Below are 18,699 nucleotides of genomic sequence, written 5' to 3'. Positions count from 1 at the left end.
ATTTATTCGAGTGAGAAAATGATTTTTGTACGTTTGCCCACAGATCATAAATAATTGTCCCCCTTTTTGTTGTTTACTATAAGTGGGAACGTCAGTTCTGAATGTAGATGATCAATATAGATGATACAATATATCTATGATTACCGAATATTTTCCTTAAATTAGGGGGAATTTTACATGGCGCTTGCAGAACGGGAAGTACCCGAATCTGAAGAGAATGTTAGTGAAGTAACTGAGCTCCTAAGATTGATAAGATCTGTAACAAAAGATGCTGTGATTCTTTTTATGAAACTAAAGTATGGATCTGAAATTAAGAAGACAATTACATTGACTGAGTTAGGTAATCTGGTGGCTAATGATCAAAATAATGAATTTATTATCAAATCATTAATAGACATAAGTGATTGTATAAAAGAAATTAATCATGATACTTTTGCTGAACTTTGTGAAATTTATGAAGTGAAGGACATCATATTTAATGAGGATATACGTTTCACAGTTGTTAAGTGTTATTTGGCGCTTGATATTACTACATTTCAACGCATTAAAGTAACTGCAGCAGTCAACAAAGATAAGAGTTTTGAAGTTTTAGCAGGTAAAAAGGTAGATGAACCCATCGTTTTCAATAAAAAACACAAGCAAGAGATCAATGATGTCATGGGAGGATTAATAGAAAAGGGTAGAAACTATATTATAAACACAGAGGTTGTTAAAGATGAAATAATTATGACAGCACATTTTGAACAACGCAAAAAGACTTTTACTACAATAGGTAAAGGAAAAACCATTTCATCTGTTACTGTAGTCCCAACGGCTAAGGCAGTTGCTAAATATGAGATTAAAACAAATAGAATTCAGCTGAAGTGTGGAAAAAACAAAAAAATTAAAGATAGCATTATAAATGCTTTCGGAGTTGTTTTTTTTAAAGACATTAATCATTTTTCCGATTCTGATCAACAGCGTGTCTATAATTTAATGCAAGTGAAAAGAGAGGGTTTTGAGGTTGTATTGAACGAGGAGCTGGCTCAAGAAATAGAAACAGCATTTATAGTTGAAGAAACCTTGAAAATCCCCGTCGATAACTCTTGGGCTATTATGACACTGAAGTCTATGGATGTAGAAAAGTTGCTTAAAGAACTTTCAAACAATAAGTATGATTTGAGTTCTATGGAAAGAACGGAATTAACCATAGAAATAAAGTTAAAACCGAAACTTGACGATGAAAAGGCTAAATCTATTAAAGTGACTGTATCTAATGACAGTAAAATAAATTGTGATCCTAAATACATTAGTGTAATCAACAAATGCCTTTCTGCCTGGGGGATCCATGTTGGATAATGAAAAACATAGACTGATAGATGATGTTCTAAGCAGGCTAAGCAGGAATCAACAAGACTTTATTACTCGAGAAGAGTATCTTGAAATAGAGTATAGACATAAGGACGAATGGTTTACTGAACTTAATATGGATTCAAAAGTGTGTTCTTTATGTATGGGAAGGTCATGCAATATTGAATTCCATCCATTGGACCGTGGTGTTCCATGCCCTCATGGAGAAAACCAAATAATTAAAATTGAAGACAGTGATCGAATTAGTTATAAATTTGGATTTGACCAGTTTATTAATGAAATACAAAGTTCTTTTGGAATAAATCAAGATATAAAATTAGAATCCCCCTTTTACTTACTCGGAGATTTTAATATTGAAAAAGATGATTGGCAAATTCTATTTTGCTTTAAAAAGCACTTATCACTAGGCGCTCTCCTGGAATTTAAATATAAAAACCAATCACCTCTAACTCTTATCATAGTAGACACAGACGGAGCTAATACATTTGATAACGCTATTTTAAAAACATTTGGAGTTCTGGTAGTGGACTGGAATGAAAATCCAGTGAAGTATCTGGAACAGAACTACGAAGATAAACCAGCTAATTTATTAGCCCTTAAAGAATTATCTCAAAATGCGCAACTCCATAATATTATTAATGAACAGCTTAAACGTACTGCTTCAGATGGAAAGGGTACCCCATTTGAAAAATCCGTATTTGAGATTATTGAAAAAATATTTAATGTTGTTATCCCCTTTGGCGGTAACCTTAGCGGTTTTAGTATTCCAGATGGTTTAATAATGGCTGATTTGGATATTATGAAATATCAAACATTGTTCTATGATTGCAAATCCTTTATTGGTGATAGATATAAGCATAGCGCTGGTATTCCGATGCAAGTCAATTATTATCACGATTTTCTTAATGCTTTTTATAATGTAGGATCATATAATAAAACGGGATTTATTATTTTTGCTAATTCATTTCCTGAGATTGAACAAAAACAAATCACTGGCTCTCCGCAATGGAAATATGTATTTGAAAATTTTAAAATATTTTTTATTAATGTTGCGTTTCTTTCGAAAGCTAATGAGCTTTTTGATATCTTCACAATTCAAGGTGACCAAATGAATAAAACTGATCTGATAAAGTTTTATTTTCATGAAGATCTTAGTGTTTTGCAAGATTCGGAAGTAGAAAATTATTATAAATTAATTAACAACAAAAGTGCATATGAAAATTATGGTTTTCTAAGTGAAGTGGAAGCTGAAATAGGAATCGTATTATCAGTTATTAACTCAGCAAAAGCTGAAAATTATCCTAGTATAGAATCCCATCTTAAGGATGTTTTAAAGCGATCAAAACATGATAATTTAAAAAAAAGTGTTAGTAAACCGATTTTAACACCATATTTAAGAGAGTTTGTGAAAATGGCGAAAGAGGAAAAATTGGATTCCGTGCTTCATCCATTATCCATTTTACTTACTTTAAACCGTTTTGATGATGATCTAAATTTACAATTAAACAATTATGATATTTTATATCAACAGACTAAAGATAAGTTAGTCGAATTAATAGCTAAAATCTAGTTGGAAGTTTTAAAGATTAATCTACTGTAAGAGGGATGAATGAATGTGAGTTTCAAGCATTCGTTCATTCTTTTTTTTAGTTCACAACAAAAACAGAACACATTTTCTAAACAGAACGCACGTTTCATTTTTCGTCAGTGTTTGATATAATAAAGTCCAGCTCAAAGCCTTATGTTAATGTGATATAAATGGATTTTATTCTAAGAAAATTGAAATTCTGCAATATATGGAGGACACCAACATGAAAAGAGTCTATACTAGCATCGAGTCGTTTTGTGGTGCAGGTGGCCTTGGTCTAGGATTACATGAGGCAGGCTTCAAGATCGGAGCTGCTTTCGACCTTAATGAACCAGCAGTTTTGACTTATCAGAATAACCTTTCGGAGAAAGCCTTTGTTGCGGATGCTACAAAGTTATCTGGGGATTATTTAATGGGATATACTGGGATAAAACGTGGAGAACTTGATATATTTGCTGGAGGACCTCCATGCCAAGGCTTTTCGAAACAAAAGCGCGGAGCTCACTTAGGGGACGATGAAAGAAATAAATTAGTATTGGAATTTGTACGTTTAGTAAAAGAACTTGAACCTAAATTCTTTTTGATGGAAAACGTTGCAATGTTAGGACAGAAGCGCGGTGTGTTTTTCATTGAGGCCTTAAAAGAGGAACTTAAGGATTATGTATTATATCCACATATATATAATTCGGCAGATTATGGATTGGCACAAACCAGAGAACGGTTCATCATTGTTGGGAAACATAAAAAAATCACTGCACCATTCGTAATTCCGCAACCAACTGTTGAAGTTTGGAAGACAGTAGGTGAAGTTCTAAAGGAATTACCTGAGCCACCTGAAGATCACAGAATTGAACATCCTGATATAGCTAATCATCAAAGAGCAAATGTATCAGCGATGAATATTAAGCGCTTTTCGTTTGTTCCACAAGGTGGCGGCTGGAGAGATATCCCAATGGAATTCCGATTAGAATGTCATAAAAATGCCGATACCTCCAAAGGTGGATGGCCAGATGTATATGGTCGCCTTAAATGGGATGGACAAGCTTCAACGATAACTGGCGGCTTCGATAGCTATACTCGTGGAAGATATGGCCATCCACTCCAGAATCGTCCATTAACTCCGAGGGAGGCAGCATTACTTCAGGGATTTCCGATAGACTTTCGGTTTTCAGGAAATCGGCATGAAGTAAGACATCAAATCGGCAATGCTGTTCCTCCCCTGCTGGCCAAAGCGATCGGCTCAGAGATATTGCGTACATTAATGATTGAAGACGGGGACATTTTGGATTCACACGAAGTAAAACAAGGAATTTTAGAAGTGGCCGCAGCACAACAATAAAAAAGGATCCGCCCTTGAGGCGGATCCTTTTTTAACTATGTATTTTGGAATAAGTCATGGACTTCGTAAAAAAATTCCCCTAATGGTTTAACGTGAATCGGTGGGAAAACATTATTGAGTGCTAAGTATTTACTAGGTGCATCTAAATAATAAACACGATACAACTGGGCAATAAATAATTGATAAGCCCGCCATTGTTCAGGTAGGCAAATGTCCGTCACTTCGAGCTTTTTTTGATCAGTCTTTGTCTCAGATAAACATACCAGCATACCTAAGAATCTTCCAGTTCCATAAACACCATCCAAAACGCGTTGGTGAGCCCAAACTTGAATTACCCGCTCTCTGGTTGATGTTTTTACAGGTAAATGAATCTTGGGGCGGTTATCCCCCAGATCGAAAATATAATCGGTAGGCAGTGAAGTGTCCCTATCTAAATTTAAGACGCGTATTGCTGTTTGGGGCTGAACTGAGAGCGTTCGCGCAAACCAGTGACTTGCAAAATATTCAAAAAAAGTGCCTGGAGTTTTCTGATCACCGCTTTTCTCTAAGTCAACAACAGCACAGAAACTTATAGCCATAGTATATAAAGCTCTAGTGATTTCTCCAGAAGAGGTATTTCTTAAATCATTATTTATCAAATAATTTATAGTGGTTTCTACTGTCAAAACATCATCAATATACAAATCTGAATTTATTGCTCTGGAGTTTTTCTTTTCATTCTGAAAGACAAAGTATTCCTTATCAGGAATTTTAGATATTAAAGCTACTCTCCTTACGGAGGCTAGAATGTTACGACATACTTGATGAAGCTCAATGAAGAGATCTGTTATTTCTGGATTTTGTGCATTCACTTTTGCAAGAACACCGATACGTTTATATATTCCGATTGCTGTTAGCATGTATTCTCCCGTCGTGCCATACGTAGTAAGTAAAGAAGCTTTGAGCTATATACCTTATCTTGAGAAAATGTGGTATTACGTACGGTAGTTATAGAATTTTTTGGTGTAAAAAGTGTTAACTTATAATTGTAGTTATGTTACAATCAATGGTCATTTTAAAGAGTCCGATTATTAAAGATTAATTCTTAGAAAGCTGTCCATGAATACTCGCAGTATTACTGGTCAGTTTGTATCTACTGTGTCAACTAAATCAATAATCTCTCGAATATCGCTAATGTCTAAAGACTCTGCAATTCTAATAATATGATTAAAGTTAATACTTTCTCTTTTATCATTGGCTAATTCACTTAAGGCAGCATGTCTAACATCGGATATTCTTGACAACTCTCGCAGAGAGATTCCGTGCTTTTTTGTCAATTGAGTTATTTTCACGATGACTCTCTTTCCCACTAGGATCTCCTCGCTTGTTCTGAATCTTGACTATACGTATAAGCGTACCGTATAATATTTCCAAGTATGGTACTCATATGCGTAACATCGCGAAACTTATTGTTCTTGTTCACATGTATTTTTATTTCATTCTTGAGTTATGGCCAAATAGATTTACCAACAGTTCATAATCAGTGCAAACGATGTCTACAGACATAGCTTGCCCAGGAAGGAGGAGATACAATGCAACATCTGATGCAGAAATATGAGGAGGAACAGCGCAAGCTGAATGAACTCGGACAGAAATCATTGGAGCAGGGAATTCCGTTAAGTAGGAATGAAGAACTTCAAGCTCAGAGTCGCAGGGTGGACGAACTCATTAATCAGATGTATCAGGAAAAGAACGCATATTCAGAGAATTTCCGTCTAAACTTTTGTCTTGGAGGAGATGTGATGAGCTTTCCAGAGTGGTTTATACAGACGTTTCAAGCTCGATTAAATGAAGTAACCGCACAGATCGAACATCAATCCGAGCCTAGATATGTTTTTGAAGAAGAGAGCAAAGCTTTTCAAGCGTTATTTAATTCCATGGACATTGCACGTATGCCAGAGTTTGAATATTGGGAGGATAAGCTTCAATTGAAGCAGTCCATACTTTATGAACGTCTATATTTACAAGGACTAAAAGACGGTATGCAGCTCGCGAATGCCTTTATTGCTCCTTCTGTTCTCTCGGATTAAGACCCAGTCAAAAGCATTCACATATTTATGTTTGGACTGTCCATGCGACAGTCTTTTCCTTATGTATATGTTTGGAAGGGATACATTCCCATATTGTCGAATAACCATACATATTGTAAATCTGGAACAGATGAGGTTTTGTTATGCTGAAAAAGCTACTGTCTCTCTTTAAAAAGTCCCATTCTAAACCGCCACAAGCTGTGCGCAAGGCGCAAGCTCCCAAGCAGAAACCGAAGGTTGCTGCCACAAGAATTGGAGAGCTAGGTGAGCATAAAATTAATATCCAGCTTGGCCAGTTACCTAAGGAGTGTAAATCGTTAAGCGATCTAATGCTTCCGAATCCCAAGTCTCGAACTGGTTACGCACAGATCGATCATATTATAATCTCCCCATATTGTTTATTTGTCATTGAGACGAAAAACTACAATGGTGAAATTAAAGGTGGGCGGACGGATCAACAATGGTCAGTAAGCAACCGTTACAAGATGTATAATCCGCTGAAGCAGAACTATGGACATATTAAGGCCATTGAGAGTCTTCTTAAAGGTGTTCCTAAAGTGAAATCTGTATCGATTATTTCATTTACAATGAGATGTCGCTTTAGCATAGATCCAGAGCTTCGCCAAATTCAGTCTAACGAGCTTGTTGTTTATGATGTGGAGTTGAGTGAATTTATCTCCAGGAAGCTGCTCCGTTTAAAGACAGAAACCTCTGAACCTTTGTTTTCCCAAATGCAAATTCAATCAATCTATGACCAACTGAGCCAAGCTAATATTACAGATACAGAGATCCGTAAACATCATATAGAAAAGATTACGACTACCAAAAATCGTTAACTACCCTTGGAGGACAACATGCCTTTACCTGAATCAATCACGCAGATTTTTAAACGCAAGCAGAAATCCTATAAGATGGTCCTCATTATATCCCTAATTGAAGAAATGAGAGCAACCAATCAGGAGCGTGTCTCGTTCGATAGAGTTAAGGATCGGTTCCTAAATTACTTCATAGATGAACAGGAGAAAGGAAACTGGGTAGATAAGCCTTCAGGCCGGGAGTTATGGAGAAATGCTCCGAAAAGCCAGTTGAAGGATATCATCAACAGTCCTGTTAATGCTCTTTCGCAGGATTTTATATATATGAATTCGGAAGAAAACACAATAGGCTTTCATATCCAGATTCAAAAACAACTAGGGGATGAAGAGCTTACGGAGTTAGAGAAGCTGGCTCATGAGGAGCTTAAGTTATATAACGCAGCAGCCAACGACGAGGAAGTGGAAATATTGCCACAAGAAGCCAAACCTCTGAAGGACGAACAGATAACAAGCATCCTCCACCAAATCCAATACCACATCCGCCGCAAAGGCTTCTTCTTCCCTGAGCACCTCATCGAGAACTTCTACCTTTCGCTGAAGACCAAGCCATTTGTCATCCTGGCGGGTATCTCAGGCACGGGGAAGACGCGACTAGTGAAGCTGTTTGCTGAGGCGCTTGGGGCAACGGGAGATAATGGTCAGTTTACCTTAATCCCGGTACGGCCGGATTGGAGTGATCCTGCGGATCTGCTGGGGTACAAGAATCTGTCGGGCTGGTTCAAGCAGGGTCCGCTCACGGAAGTGTTGGTAGAGGCGCGGAAGCCGGAGAATGGGCATAAGCTTTATTTTATCTGCCTGGATGAGATGAATCTGGCCCGGGTGGAGCATTACTTCAGTGACCTGTTAAGTGTGCTGGAGACGCAGGATTGGCAGGAGGGGAAGATTCGCACCCAACATCTTATCTCTTCTACGATGCTGGATAAGCCTGAGGATCAAGTGAAGTATGGGAGCCTGGGTATCCCGGAGAATGTGTTCCTGATCGGGACGGTGAATATGGACGAGACGACGCATTCTTTTAGCAAAAAGGTACTCGACCGCGCCAATACGCTAGAGTTCAATTACATCAATCTGCAACAGTATCCAGACATGAATGAGCAGGAAGAAGCGGATGATCCCGCTGATCTTGCTGAGCTGAACCATCTGTTTCTGCGCTCCGATTATTTGCAGCTGGTTGATGCCTATGATACCAAAAAGGAGCTCGTTGTGCGGACGACTGAGAGATTGGTGAAGATCAACGCCTTGCTGGAGGAGATTCACGCTCATGTGGGCTTCCGGGTGCGGGATGCAATTTGCTTCTATATGATCTATAACGATCGGTACAAGCTGATGGATGAGGAAGAGGCGTTTGACTGGCAGCTGCTGCAAAAGATTTTGCCGCGTATCCAAGGTAGCCACTCTACGGTGCGCCGGGTCCTGCTAAATTTGATGAAGGTTGCTCTAGGTACCGGATCTGGTGTTACAGTAGACATCTCTACACTTATAGACGACGCTTCTCCGCTTTATATGAAGTGGGCTGCTGGCCAGACTCCGCCTGCGGCGGTACATCCGCATAGTGCGCGTAAATTGGCTTTTATGCTTAGGAGGCTGGAGGAAGATGGATTCACCTCATACTGGCTCTCTTAATCAGGCGGTAGAATTGCTTCGTGTGGACACGGAGCTTTTTACGCTTTACATTCAAGGACGGCCCTATCATCCTACGGTGGAGACCTTGCAGCTTCATCGGTCCCCGGACCAGGAATGGGTGAATGCGCAGCTTGGAATGGTATGCTCTAAGCGGCTTGGTGATGTCCAGATCAAGGTCTTTTCCCCTGAAGCTTACGGGTTGGTGGAGTGGCAGCCGGAGAAGGCAGCGTTTCCGTGTTTCTATGAGACGCAGTCGTATGAGCTGGTGATTGAGAAGAAGACCCCTGTGGACCTTTCTTTTTACCATGATAGTGTGCTGCTGCGGCAGGCGATCAAGCCTTTAGGTGATTCGCTCCTTGTCGGTGCGCTGAATTTCGGGAATGAGGTCGGCCTGACGGAATGGGAAATCCGGGGTGAGGGGCAGACGCTGCTGCGGGTGGAGATGGAGATCTTCCCCTCGAAGATGGATTACAAGCTGGATTACCAGAACATTCTGAATGAAGTGAATGAGCAGATTTATAATTTGGCGTTTGATTTCTTTAAGCGAACCTATCAGCTGACAGGCACGCGGGAGACGCAGCATCAGAGCTTGACGGAGTTTTTCGCTATCCTGCAGCAAGTGTTCAGACAGCTCCTCGATGCCGTCGAACGGATTAACAAGAATCCGAATTATGCGCTGTTACAGGACCGCCGGCTTGTGGATGCCAATCGGGTCAAGAAGGCGGGAAAAGAGAATATCCGCGAGCTTGCCAAGCATCCCGAACGGCTGAGAGAAGATAAGAACCATGGATTTTTAACCATAGATGGCCGGAGCTACTCAGCTACACATTTACTGGAGACACGCAGACGCCTCGCCTATGATACGAATGAGAACCGGTTCATCCGCTGGATGCTGGAACGTATTCAGGGGAAGCTGAAGGTGCTCAAGGGTCGCTGGAAGCTGAACAACCGGACCGAAGATCCATTAATCCTTAGAAAAATCGACACTATGCTTACCCAGCTGGAGCGGGTGCTTCAGATGGATTTCTTACGTGAGGCCGGGATGCTGAAGCAGATGTCTGTTACGCTGGTGCTGCAGATGGCGCCTGGATACCGCGAAGTCTATCGCTTTTACCTCATGCTGCTTAAAGGCCTGTCTATTCAGGGTGAACTATTCCGCTTATCCATGAAGGATGTCGCTCAGCTCTATGAGTATTGGTGCTTCCTCAAGCTGAATCAGCTCCTGGGGCAGAAGTATAAGCTGGTGCAGCAGGATATGATTAAGGTGAACCGGAACGGGATTTTTGTGACGCTGGATCAATCGCGTAGTGCGCAGATGGTGTACGAGAATCCGGTGAACGGAGAGCAGTTTATCCTGTACTATAATGCGATACCTGATTCAGATAAGACACCGACACTCAGTCAGCGTCCGGATAATGTACTAACACTGAAGAAGAAGGATGCTGGCAAAATCAAAGAATATAAGTATGTTTTTGATGCCAAATACCGCTTAAATCCTGCTTATGAAGATACTGCTTACCAGAAAAAGTATAGACAGCCTGGGCCTGAAGAGGACGACATCAATACGATGCACCGCTATCGGGACGCCATTGTGTATCAGGAGAAAGGCTCAGGGGAATATGAACGAAGCATGTTCGGCGCGTATGTGTTATTTCCGTACCCTGACGAGGAGCGGTATAAGACCCACCATTTCTATAAAAGCATTGAGCTGCTGAATATTGGCGCCTTGCCGTTTCTACCGAATTCTACAAGCTTGGTGGAGAAATTCCTGGATGAGATTATTCAGGATAGTCCGGAAAAAGCTTACGAACGTTCCACACGTCCACGCGGGACGAAAGAGTATTATGCGAACCAGCTTGCGGGCAAAAATGTGCTTGTCGGCTCTGTCCGGGGACCGGAGCAGGTGGAGGCGGCGAGAAAGCATTCTTTTTACCATGTGCCGTTAAAGAACCTTTCGGACGTGAAAATCCTCACCCAGATCGAGTACGTGGCGATGTGCCAATCGCGGAAAAAGTTCTTTGATCCTGCAAAAACGGGCATTCACTGGGTAGGCAAAGTTACAGATTGGAAGGTGCTGCGGCGTAAAGAGATTAAGGAAGTCCCTTGCCGTCCGGGGACGGAGGAAGAGTTGTATGTCCGATTTTCGATTAAGAAATGGGAGGAGGTAGCAGCTCCCATTTCACTAGGAGGACAGGGAATCTACACAGTGCTGTATACGAGCAAATATATCCTGGACCGGGCCCTTGAGATCGCGGAGCTTCGTTTGGACACGGAGGAAGATATTCAGGAATGGCGGGAGAAGCGCCGCAAGGGCAGAGTGAAGGTGAAGCTGGATCATGAGCAGTATGTGGATTTAGGCAAGGTTGTGGAAGTTCGGAATATTTAAAGTCAGTTGGACATTATATTATGGATAATAGAACGAATTCGACATAAAAAACGTGAGATGACGCTCGGGAATCGATCCCCGTAGCGTCTTTATTTTTGCTCTTTTGCTTTGATATCAACCTTAGAAATCTGTGAATTACAGTAAGTCAATAGTGTAACCTGATGACTCTCTAATCAGCAAAATTATGGTTGGGCCGACCGCGTTACTTTGAACATTCCAATAGAACGAAAGCGAAGGTAATATGACTGGCAACAGAAAAAGGATTGCACGAATCAATTGCTTCCCTACTGTCACAGATTAATAAGTAACATCGTTATATGTATGAAAATCGAGCATGTCACAAAATGAATCTCATCGCCGTTATATTCACGTGTGCGAATGACAAAGGGGGTAAAGCCAAAAGGCACGGCTAATTAAGCTTCGGCGGATACCGTTTGTACGATAACTTATAGTTTGGGGATAATCACCATTGTTCATGAAATAGAAATCATAGATTAGAAAAGAGAGGTAGTGTAGTTATGGCACAACGTATAAATTACATGCAACAATCACCGGAATTTTTCAAAAAAATGATGGAATTTAGCAATTCCGAGAAGGAAAGCTCAATTGAAGAGAAAATTCTCGAACTCGTTCACATCAGAGCTTCGCAAATGAATGGATGTACATTTTGTCTGGATATGCATGTCAAGCAGGCCAAGATCCATGGCGAGAGTGAGCTTCGTCTATACCACATCTCGACTTGGCGTGAATCAACGCTATTTAGTCCACGCGAACGGGCTTCGCTAGCATGGACCGAGATTCTGACCAAGCTGCCAGAGCAAGGTGTACCTGATGACATCTATGACCGCGTTCGCGGGCAATTGTCGGAGAAAGAAATATCAGATCTTACCTTCTCCATTATGGCGATCAATGCCTGGAATCGCATTAACGTCGCCTTCAAGACCGTACCGGGTTCTGCTGACGCAGCATTTGGATTAGCTAAAGCCGGCTTGAGCTAAGCTGTAGGAGCAGGTGTTGTTTCTTTTAATAAAAATATAACTCTAGCACTCGTCTAACGAGCTGCTAAAACCAGGAGGTTAACATGAAAATTGTCGTTATCGGAGGAAATGGGCTTATTGGAAAACAGTTGGTGGAAAATCTTCGCAGTAATGGCCACGAGGCAGTAGCGGCATCCCCTTCCTTAGGCGTTAACACTGTCACAGGCGAGGGGCTGGCTAAAGCTCTTATCGGCGCACAGGTTGTTGTTGACGTGTCGAATTCACCTTCGTTTGAAGACAAAGCCGTGTTGGAATTCTTCGAGACCTCAACTCAAAATCTTCTTGCCGCCGAAGCAGCCGCAGGCGTGGGGCATCATGTTGCGTTATCGGTCGTTGGCACTGACGGGCTTCTCCAGAGCGGTTATTTCCGTGCTAAAATGGCTCAAGAAAAGTTGATCCAGGCTTCCAAGGTTCCTTATACAATCGTTCGTGCAACGCAATTCTTCGAGTTTGTTAGCAGTATCGCCTATGTCTCCACTGAAGGCGAAACGGTTCGTCTGCCATCCGCTTTAGTGCAACCCATCGCTTCTAAAGACGTTGCCGCAGCGCTAAACGACTACACGGTTGGGACACCGGTTAACGGTATCGTTGAAGTGGCTGGCCCGGACCAGATGGGATTCGATACATTCGTCGGTTCTTTCTTAAGCGCTCAAAAGGACAATCGTCGGGTGGTTGTAGATGACAAAGCGCCATACTTCGGCACGGAGTTGAACAAGCATTCTCTTGTTCCGGCTGGCAGTGAAGCTTACATCACATCAACGCACTTCAATGATTGGCTCAGTCAGTCGCAGGGGTGATGTCTAGCAGTATCGGATGTCAAAACAGAAGCACAAAGAACCTTGCGAAGGTTCTTTGTGCTTCGTTTCATTCTGCAACGTGCTTCAGCTTGTCCGGGTTTCGTACAATATAAATGTTACGAATTCGATTTTTCTCAACATGAAATATCCCGACGGTATGAATCCCTTCGCTAGATCGAAGAATAAATGCAGGTTGTCTGTTCATCTGAACAACCTCGATATGAACGCCATCGATCGTTGATGCTCGGCGCAATGGACCAAGCAGGAATTGTGCAACAAGTTCACTTGTAGAGATAGGCTCGACAACGGCCGAGACTTTGCCTCCTCCATCGGAGACAAGAACAACTTCTTTATCCAGAATAGCTAAGATTTTATTGAGGTTGCCCTGTTTGAGAGCATTCAGGAAGCCATGGACTAGCTCCGGGGTGGCTCCTTCCAAATGAACAAGTTGTTCAGATGTAATCCCCATCTTTGCGTTGGCCCGACTGAACAGTTTGCGACAGTTCACTTCGCTCTTCTCCACCAGTTCGGCGATTTCATGATAGTCTAGACCAAGCGCCTCTCGAAGCACAAATACGACACGTTCCGTTGGTGAGAGTCTTTCAAGCAGAACAAGCATCGCATAGGACAACAGATCGTCGCGGACGACGGCATCCATCGTATCGTCATTCATGCTGTGCAGGGGCTCTGGGAGCCATTCCCCATAATATTGCTCCCGTTTCCTGCGTGCCGATTTTTGCAAATCCCGACAGCGATTTGTTATCATCTTACAAAGATAAGCTTTAGGCTGTGCCAGCTTCTCCGGCGGTACATCGGCTATTTTCAAAAAAACATCGTGTACAACATCTTCCGCGTCAGTAACAGATCCGGTTAGTTGGTAGGCGAGCTTAAAGAGCAGTCCTTTATACTTCTGATACAATTCCTCCATGTCCTCACTTCCGATCGGTTCACATATATTAGTCTATTGCAAGATAGGCCTTAGATATTAAACGAGTTCCGGGGGGAGTTTGTGACATTCTCAAATTCAAATTCTGCATAGGACAATTCTAATGCCAATTCTTTACCAATGAAAGTAAAGCCCGTTAGATACGTTTGAAGTGCTTTCCTTTTGAATTCTTCTGTGTAGCTTGTAAAATGTATCCCTTATTTCCACTGAAATTAAGTCATATCTACTAATTTACGACAAAAATCTACAACTTTTGACCTAATTATCCGATATTTAGCGTAGAGGGTTTGCTAAGGTCTGTAGGCTATGAGTTGTGGTTATCCGAACTGAATTTGGCAAGCGCCACTGAAAAAAACCGCCACTAGGGCGGTCTATTCGTTCATTAATATTTATGTTAATTTTCTGGAGCATCAAGGTAAGCCTGAGCATCTTCAACAGTATCGAAGAACTTGATGAATCCTCCAAACATCCTTTTTTGTTGCATTCTATAAATTGAGCTAGTTGTGACAGTGGCCCAGCTCTTCTCCGTTGAAAGGCCGTACTTTACGACAAGTTCATTGGAGGAGGATAGTTCTTGCGCTACATCTTGGGAAAGGACTTTGGCTTCGGATAAATCACCAATGGCGGTAAATCCAGGTTGTGTTTTTTTAAGGTTGTCGGTAAGCTCATCGACATATTGTTGAACATTATCCTTGGTAACCGAATAGATTTTGATATACAGTCTATTCTTTTCTTGATCGTAATTGATTGTGAACATTATGTATTCCTCCTGATTGTCTTAAAATCAACTTAACTAAAGTATAGGGTATGATTTATTAATCATTCCACGGACTATAAGTCACATAGATTGAATTTCTCCAAAAGTATTTCAAGCATGCATAATCAAATCTTTATTTTACATATAGAAGAGGCTGTTGGAGGTTGTTGTATGGATATACTTGCTGAGTTTGGAAACAGGGTTAAGGAGCTGCGGGTGCGTAGCGGAATCTCGCAAGAACTGCTGTCGCATCGCTCCGAGCTGGATCGGACATATATAAGCGGAGTGGAACGTGGTATGCGTAACATCAGCTTAGTTAATATCGAGAAGATTGCAAATGGGCTTAGCGTCCCAATGAATTACTTGTTTTCAAGTGAGCGGTTTCCAAGCAATCCTGTTTGTATAAAGAAAGATGTTGAAGTCCCAATCTCCGAACGATTCAAGTATCATTTGGACTGTGACCACAAGCTACTCACTATCCAGATACAAGGATTACTAACCGGAGCCAATGTGGATTATATATCGAAAATATGGAAAGGCATTGTCTCTAACTTTGCGGAGGGAGAATTAAGTGTTTTCGTGGATCACAGAGATATGAAGGCATCGGACGGGGAGCCTGTTGTTTTTTTTCCTGAAGTCATTGAGAAGGCTGTTTTGCTTCAACAGAGTGTGATCGCGCGGAGCAAAAAGGCTATAGTATTATGTAATTCAGAATTCATGGTACATCAATTGAATTATATGACAACCAGAAGTGGGGTATGGGATAAAACTAATCCCTTGTACGGCAAGGATAAGGAAATGGTAGGTCAGGCTTACGAATTATTAGATGTTCACGGGAATGAATTAATTAAACCTATGCAATAAACCGTCCGCGATTGCTGACGGTTTATTTTCTGCCTAAATACCGCTTTTTTAAGATGAAAATAATATAGGCGAATTAAGTTCGAAATACAAAATAAGTGCTTTGTTTTAAAAGAGACAAAACACTCAGTTTGTTTCTTTTAAAGTGGTACTAAACAGAATAGACTGGAGTTGCTCACGGCAAAGAAATGTATATTGAACCCACTCCAAAGGTGGGAGACACCATGGCAGAAAAGGAGGGAAACGACGCTTGCGCGTATGATATGCGGAACTAAGTAGCTGCGGCTATTTATGTGAAAAACATCACAACCATAGAGTAAGAGAAACTAAATCAGGTATGTGTTTGTGCAGTTGCATTAAGTCCGCTTTTTAGAATATCGGGCATGTTATTGCAAAGTAACGCCGCCAATTCCTTCGGCGAGAGCTTCATATCCGAATTTACCCAGCTAATGAATATCTGAATGGTGCCTGCGCAATGATAATCAATCGCGAATTTAAGCTCTGTGGATACTGCTTGAGAGTTGTTTCTTGACACATAAGTGGCAGTGCAAAAATCCTGGTAATACTTTTGTATAAACTCAATAAATGAGTTTTGTCCTTTGTATTTTATGGCGTTCTGAAAAAAAAGCTTCCGCTCATAAATGAACTCAGCGGATTTGTTGCATATCTGCTCCCAGTTATCCTCGGAGTGAAAGAGTTCTTCTTTTATATAGGAAGCGTAGTACCAGTTCATCAAATCGTATTTGTCTTTGAAATAACGATAAAACGTCGCACGTGATATATCACTTTTTCTCAGAATCATGTCGGTGGAGATTTGATCGATGCGATGATCCTGCATTAAATCAAATATGGCATTATACAGATGCTTCTTCACATTCATGTTGTTTACCTTTACATTGTATGGAATTTAAGCCGTGCAAGAGCGTTGAATAATGTCACTATTATATTGTGTGGGGTAGGCAATGTAAAGCAGAGGATAGCAGCCATACTCGATGATACTTAATTCAAGGAGTTCGAGATCGGGCTGCAGGTTGAGTGTAGCAAAGGGATAAATGATACCGTTTTCAACTAGACATAGGAGGCATAATTATGTACGAAAAATTGTTTCAGCCTATTAAAATAGGTCAGGTAGAATTGAAAAACCGCCTAATCGTTCCACCCATGGTGGTAAACTACTGTACCCCGGATGGTATGGTTACTGAGCGGTTTATCCGCTATCACGAAGCCCGTGCCAAGGGCGGCTGGGGCCTGATCACGGTAGAGCAGAGTGTGGTGTGTGTGGAGGGAAAAGGACATCCGGGACAGCCCGGCCTTTGGTCTGACGATCACATAGAGGGGCTTTCTCGACTGACGGAGCGAGTCCATGCAGCCGGTGCCAAAATCTCCATACAAATCAACCATGCCGGTCGGGCGGCAAGCAGCTCTATCACTGGCTCCCAGCCAGTAGGACCTTCGCCGATTAAGGGGATCAGCAGTCTAGAAACGCCGCGTGAACTGAGTGTCGCGGAAATTCAGGAAATTGTACGTCAATACGGGCAAGCCGCACGACGTGCCAAAGCGGCCGGTTTTGACATGATTACTGAACATGCCCATGCAGGATACCTCATTGCTTCATTCCTTTCCTCCACCAGCAACAAGCGCACGGATGAATATGGCGGTACCCTTGCCAACAGGGCTCGTCTTGCACTGGAGATTCTAAAGGAGATGCGCGCCCAGGTGGGGAGTGAATTCCCCATTTTGTACCGGTTTTCGGCTGAAGAATATGTGGAGGGCGGCTTGACCATACGTGATACTGCTGCTCTGGCAAGATTGATGGAAGACGCTGGGGTCGATATGTTGGATGTTTCAGTGGCCAATGACACCCCGCCTTATACCGTGCAGCCCGCAGCGTTGCCACATGGTTTTGCAGCAGAGTTATCCCGGGAGATCAAAAAAGTGGTATCTGTTCCGGTAGCAGTGGCGGGACGGATTAACGACCCGCTTGTTGCTGAAAGCATTTTGGCTTCGGGTGATTCCGATTTAATCTCCATGGGCAGAGCGTCTATCGCTGATCCGGAGTTTCCTAACAAAGTGAAAGAAGGACGGCTGGATGATATTAACTACTGCGTCGCTTGTCTACAGGGCTGTGTAAAAAGCGCTGCTTCCTATTCCCCAGTCTCCTGCTTGGTCAATCCTGTTACAGGACGTGAGGAGGAATTTACCGTAGAGCCGGCTGCGCAGCGCAAAAAAATATTGATTGCCGGCGGAGGTGTGGCAGGCATGGAGGCTGCAATCGTCGCAGCTCAGCGAGGCCATGATGTTCACCTCTATGAGCAGTCTGACAGGCTGGGTGGTCAATGGCTGTTAGCTGCTGTTCCTCCTACCAAAACGGAGCTTAATTATTTTACCATCTGGCAAAAGAACCAGCTAAAAAAGCTGGACGTAAAAGTCAGCTACAACACATCTGTGGATCGCAACCTGGTGTTGCAGGAACAGCCGGATACTGTAATTATTGCCACTGGTGCCAAACCAATCGTTCCTCGCATCAAGGGAGCGGACAACCCAAATGTGGTACTGGCTTTTGATGTTTTAGCAGGTAAAGCAGAAGTTGGCAATCGAGTAGCTGTGATCGGCGGCGGTTTGGTAGGTACAGAAACCGCTGACCATCTTGCCTTACATGGAAAACAAGTGGTTCTGATGGATATGCAGGATGCTATCGCAAAGGATGGCTTTGTGTTTAATAACCACTATCTGCTTGAAAGTATTAATAAACATCATGTAGAGGTGATCACCTCCGCGAAAGTGCTGGAGATTACTCCTGATACTGTGATTTATGAAAAGGGTGGCGAACCACTTCGGGTAGAGCAGCTTGATACTATCATTCTTGCATTAGGGGCTGTACCTGTTGATACGTTGAGCCAGGAATTTAAGGATATGGGAATTGACGTGAAGGTTGTGGGAGACTCCGCAGTGGTTAAACAAGCCATTGATGCGATAAAGGACGGATTTGAAGCAGGATTAGCAGTATAGGTATAGTCGATACGGATAGATAATAACGAAATTGGAGAGATTGCCGCAAAATATAAATATGA

Annotated in this window: 16 protein-coding genes; 11 read left to right on the top strand and 5 right to left on the bottom strand. The window is 42.1% G+C overall.

Going from position 1 to position 18,699, the window contains the following annotated elements:
• Positions 1 to 177: 177 nt before the first annotated feature.
• From HPT30_RS12100 to HPT30_RS12090, 3 genes are all read left to right on the top strand, one after another.
• Positions 178 to 1,338 (top strand): hypothetical protein, encoded by a 1,161-nt coding sequence (locus HPT30_RS12100; protein ID WP_175371645.1) that lies wholly within the window; start codon positions 178 to 180, stop codon positions 1,336 to 1,338.
• A complete protein-coding gene (locus tag HPT30_RS12095; protein ID WP_175371644.1) occupies positions 1,328 to 2,920 on the top strand; it encodes a hypothetical protein in 1,593 nt (530 codons plus the stop codon). Before HPT30_RS12100 ends, HPT30_RS12095 begins: the two co-directional genes overlap by 11 nt.
• Positions 2,921 to 3,161: 241 nt before the next feature.
• The gene (locus HPT30_RS12090) at positions 3,162 to 4,277 is read left to right on the top strand and encodes a DNA cytosine methyltransferase (protein ID WP_175371643.1); all 1,116 of its coding nucleotides are present in this window, start codon (positions 3,162 to 3,164) and stop codon (positions 4,275 to 4,277) included.
• 35 nt (positions 4,278 to 4,312) lie between these two features.
• Here HPT30_RS12090 and HPT30_RS12085 read toward each other — a convergent pair whose 3' ends face one another.
• Both HPT30_RS12085 and HPT30_RS12080 read right to left on the bottom strand, forming a co-directional pair.
• On the bottom strand, positions 4,313 to 5,176 hold the full coding sequence (locus HPT30_RS12085) for a hypothetical protein (RefSeq protein WP_175371642.1): 864 nt from the start codon (positions 5,174 to 5,176) through the stop codon (positions 4,313 to 4,315).
• Between the two features lie 222 nt (positions 5,177 to 5,398).
• The gene (locus tag HPT30_RS12080; RefSeq protein WP_175371641.1) at positions 5,399 to 5,626 is read right to left on the bottom strand and encodes a helix-turn-helix domain-containing protein; all 228 of its coding nucleotides are present in this window, start codon (positions 5,624 to 5,626) and stop codon (positions 5,399 to 5,401) included.
• A 222-nt stretch (positions 5,627 to 5,848) separates the two neighbouring features.
• Between HPT30_RS12080 and HPT30_RS12075 the strand changes: the two genes are divergently transcribed.
• From HPT30_RS12075 to HPT30_RS12050, 6 genes are all read left to right on the top strand, one after another.
• On the top strand, positions 5,849 to 6,346 hold the full coding sequence (locus tag HPT30_RS12075) for a hypothetical protein (RefSeq protein ID WP_175371640.1): 498 nt from the start codon (positions 5,849 to 5,851) through the stop codon (positions 6,344 to 6,346).
• A gap of 143 nt (positions 6,347 to 6,489) precedes the next feature.
• On the top strand, positions 6,490 to 7,182 hold the full coding sequence (locus tag HPT30_RS12070; protein ID WP_175371639.1) for a nuclease-related domain-containing protein: 693 nt from the start codon (positions 6,490 to 6,492) through the stop codon (positions 7,180 to 7,182).
• An 18-nt stretch (positions 7,183 to 7,200) separates the two neighbouring features.
• On the top strand, positions 7,201 to 8,844 hold the full coding sequence (locus HPT30_RS12065; protein ID WP_175371638.1) for an McrB family protein: 1,644 nt from the start codon (positions 7,201 to 7,203) through the stop codon (positions 8,842 to 8,844).
• Entirely contained in the window at positions 8,816 to 11,230 is a 2,415-nt protein-coding gene (locus tag HPT30_RS12060; protein WP_175371637.1) for a DUF2357 domain-containing protein, read from the top strand. The genes HPT30_RS12065 and HPT30_RS12060 overlap by 29 nt, the downstream gene beginning before the upstream one ends.
• A gap of 518 nt (positions 11,231 to 11,748) precedes the next feature.
• Positions 11,749 to 12,228 carry a carboxymuconolactone decarboxylase family protein gene (locus tag HPT30_RS12055; RefSeq protein ID WP_175371636.1) on the top strand — a complete coding sequence of 160 codons (480 nt, stop codon included), beginning with the start codon at positions 11,749 to 11,751 and terminating at the stop codon, positions 12,226 to 12,228.
• Between the two features lie 83 nt (positions 12,229 to 12,311).
• Positions 12,312 to 13,064, top strand: a complete 753-nt coding sequence (locus HPT30_RS12050) for an SDR family oxidoreductase (protein WP_175371635.1) — start codon at positions 12,312 to 12,314, stop codon at positions 13,062 to 13,064.
• Positions 13,065 to 13,131: 67 nt separating this feature from the next.
• Here the strand turns inward: HPT30_RS12050 and sigJ are convergent, their stop codons facing one another.
• Positions 13,132 to 13,992, bottom strand: a complete 861-nt coding sequence (sigJ, locus tag HPT30_RS12045; RefSeq protein WP_175371634.1) for an RNA polymerase sigma factor SigJ — start codon at positions 13,990 to 13,992, stop codon at positions 13,132 to 13,134.
• Between the two features lie 412 nt (positions 13,993 to 14,404).
• Positions 14,405 to 14,767 (bottom strand): hypothetical protein, encoded by a 363-nt coding sequence (locus tag HPT30_RS12040; RefSeq protein ID WP_175371633.1) that lies wholly within the window; start codon positions 14,765 to 14,767, stop codon positions 14,405 to 14,407.
• Positions 14,768 to 14,884: 117 nt separating this feature from the next.
• Between HPT30_RS12040 and HPT30_RS12035 the strand changes: the two genes are divergently transcribed.
• On the top strand, positions 14,885 to 15,631 hold the full coding sequence (locus HPT30_RS12035; protein ID WP_246317046.1) for a helix-turn-helix domain-containing protein: 747 nt from the start codon (positions 14,885 to 14,887) through the stop codon (positions 15,629 to 15,631).
• 328 nt (positions 15,632 to 15,959) lie between these two features.
• Here HPT30_RS12035 and HPT30_RS12030 read toward each other — a convergent pair whose 3' ends face one another.
• The gene (locus tag HPT30_RS12030) at positions 15,960 to 16,502 is read right to left on the bottom strand and encodes a TetR/AcrR family transcriptional regulator C-terminal domain-containing protein (RefSeq protein WP_175371632.1); all 543 of its coding nucleotides are present in this window, start codon (positions 16,500 to 16,502) and stop codon (positions 15,960 to 15,962) included.
• 215 nt (positions 16,503 to 16,717) lie between these two features.
• Between HPT30_RS12030 and HPT30_RS12025 the strand changes: the two genes are divergently transcribed.
• Positions 16,718 to 18,637, top strand: a complete 1,920-nt coding sequence (locus HPT30_RS12025; RefSeq protein WP_175371631.1) for an oxidoreductase — start codon at positions 16,718 to 16,720, stop codon at positions 18,635 to 18,637.
• Positions 18,638 to 18,699: the final 62 nt, after the last annotated feature.

It is taken from the genome of Paenibacillus agri, assembly GCF_013359945.1.
GTDB lineage: Bacteria > Bacillota > Bacilli > Paenibacillales > Paenibacillaceae > Paenibacillus_AQ > Paenibacillus_AQ agri.
This window is presented reverse-complemented; position numbering and strand designations above follow the sequence as displayed.

Excerpts from the sequence above, each read along its gene's own strand:
- HPT30_RS12100 (WP_175371645.1), top strand. The coding sequence starts at position 178 with ATGGCGCTTGCAGAACGGGAAGTACCCGAATCTGAAGAGAATGTTAGT.
- HPT30_RS12095 (WP_175371644.1), top strand. The coding sequence starts at position 1,328 with ATGTTGGATAATGAAAAACATAGACTGATAGATGATGTTCTAAGCAGG.
- HPT30_RS12090 (WP_175371643.1), top strand. The coding sequence starts at position 3,162 with ATGAAAAGAGTCTATACTAGCATCGAGTCGTTTTGTGGTGCAGGTGGC.
- HPT30_RS12085 (WP_175371642.1), bottom strand. The coding sequence starts at position 5,176 with ATGCTAACAGCAATCGGAATATATAAACGTATCGGTGTTCTTGCAAAA.
- HPT30_RS12075 (WP_175371640.1), top strand. The coding sequence starts at position 5,849 with ATGCAACATCTGATGCAGAAATATGAGGAGGAACAGCGCAAGCTGAAT.
- HPT30_RS12070 (WP_175371639.1), top strand. The coding sequence starts at position 6,490 with ATGCTGAAAAAGCTACTGTCTCTCTTTAAAAAGTCCCATTCTAAACCG.
- HPT30_RS12065 (WP_175371638.1), top strand. The coding sequence starts at position 7,201 with ATGCCTTTACCTGAATCAATCACGCAGATTTTTAAACGCAAGCAGAAA.
- HPT30_RS12060 (WP_175371637.1), top strand. The coding sequence starts at position 8,816 with ATGGATTCACCTCATACTGGCTCTCTTAATCAGGCGGTAGAATTGCTT.
- HPT30_RS12055 (WP_175371636.1), top strand. The coding sequence starts at position 11,749 with ATGGCACAACGTATAAATTACATGCAACAATCACCGGAATTTTTCAAA.
- HPT30_RS12050 (WP_175371635.1), top strand. The coding sequence starts at position 12,312 with ATGAAAATTGTCGTTATCGGAGGAAATGGGCTTATTGGAAAACAGTTG.
- sigJ (WP_175371634.1), bottom strand. The coding sequence starts at position 13,992 with ATGGAGGAATTGTATCAGAAGTATAAAGGACTGCTCTTTAAGCTCGCC.
- HPT30_RS12040 (WP_175371633.1), bottom strand. The coding sequence starts at position 14,767 with ATGTTCACAATCAATTACGATCAAGAAAAGAATAGACTGTATATCAAA.
- HPT30_RS12035 (WP_246317046.1), top strand. The coding sequence starts at position 14,885 with ATGCATAATCAAATCTTTATTTTACATATAGAAGAGGCTGTTGGAGGT.
- HPT30_RS12025 (WP_175371631.1), top strand. The coding sequence starts at position 16,718 with ATGTACGAAAAATTGTTTCAGCCTATTAAAATAGGTCAGGTAGAATTG.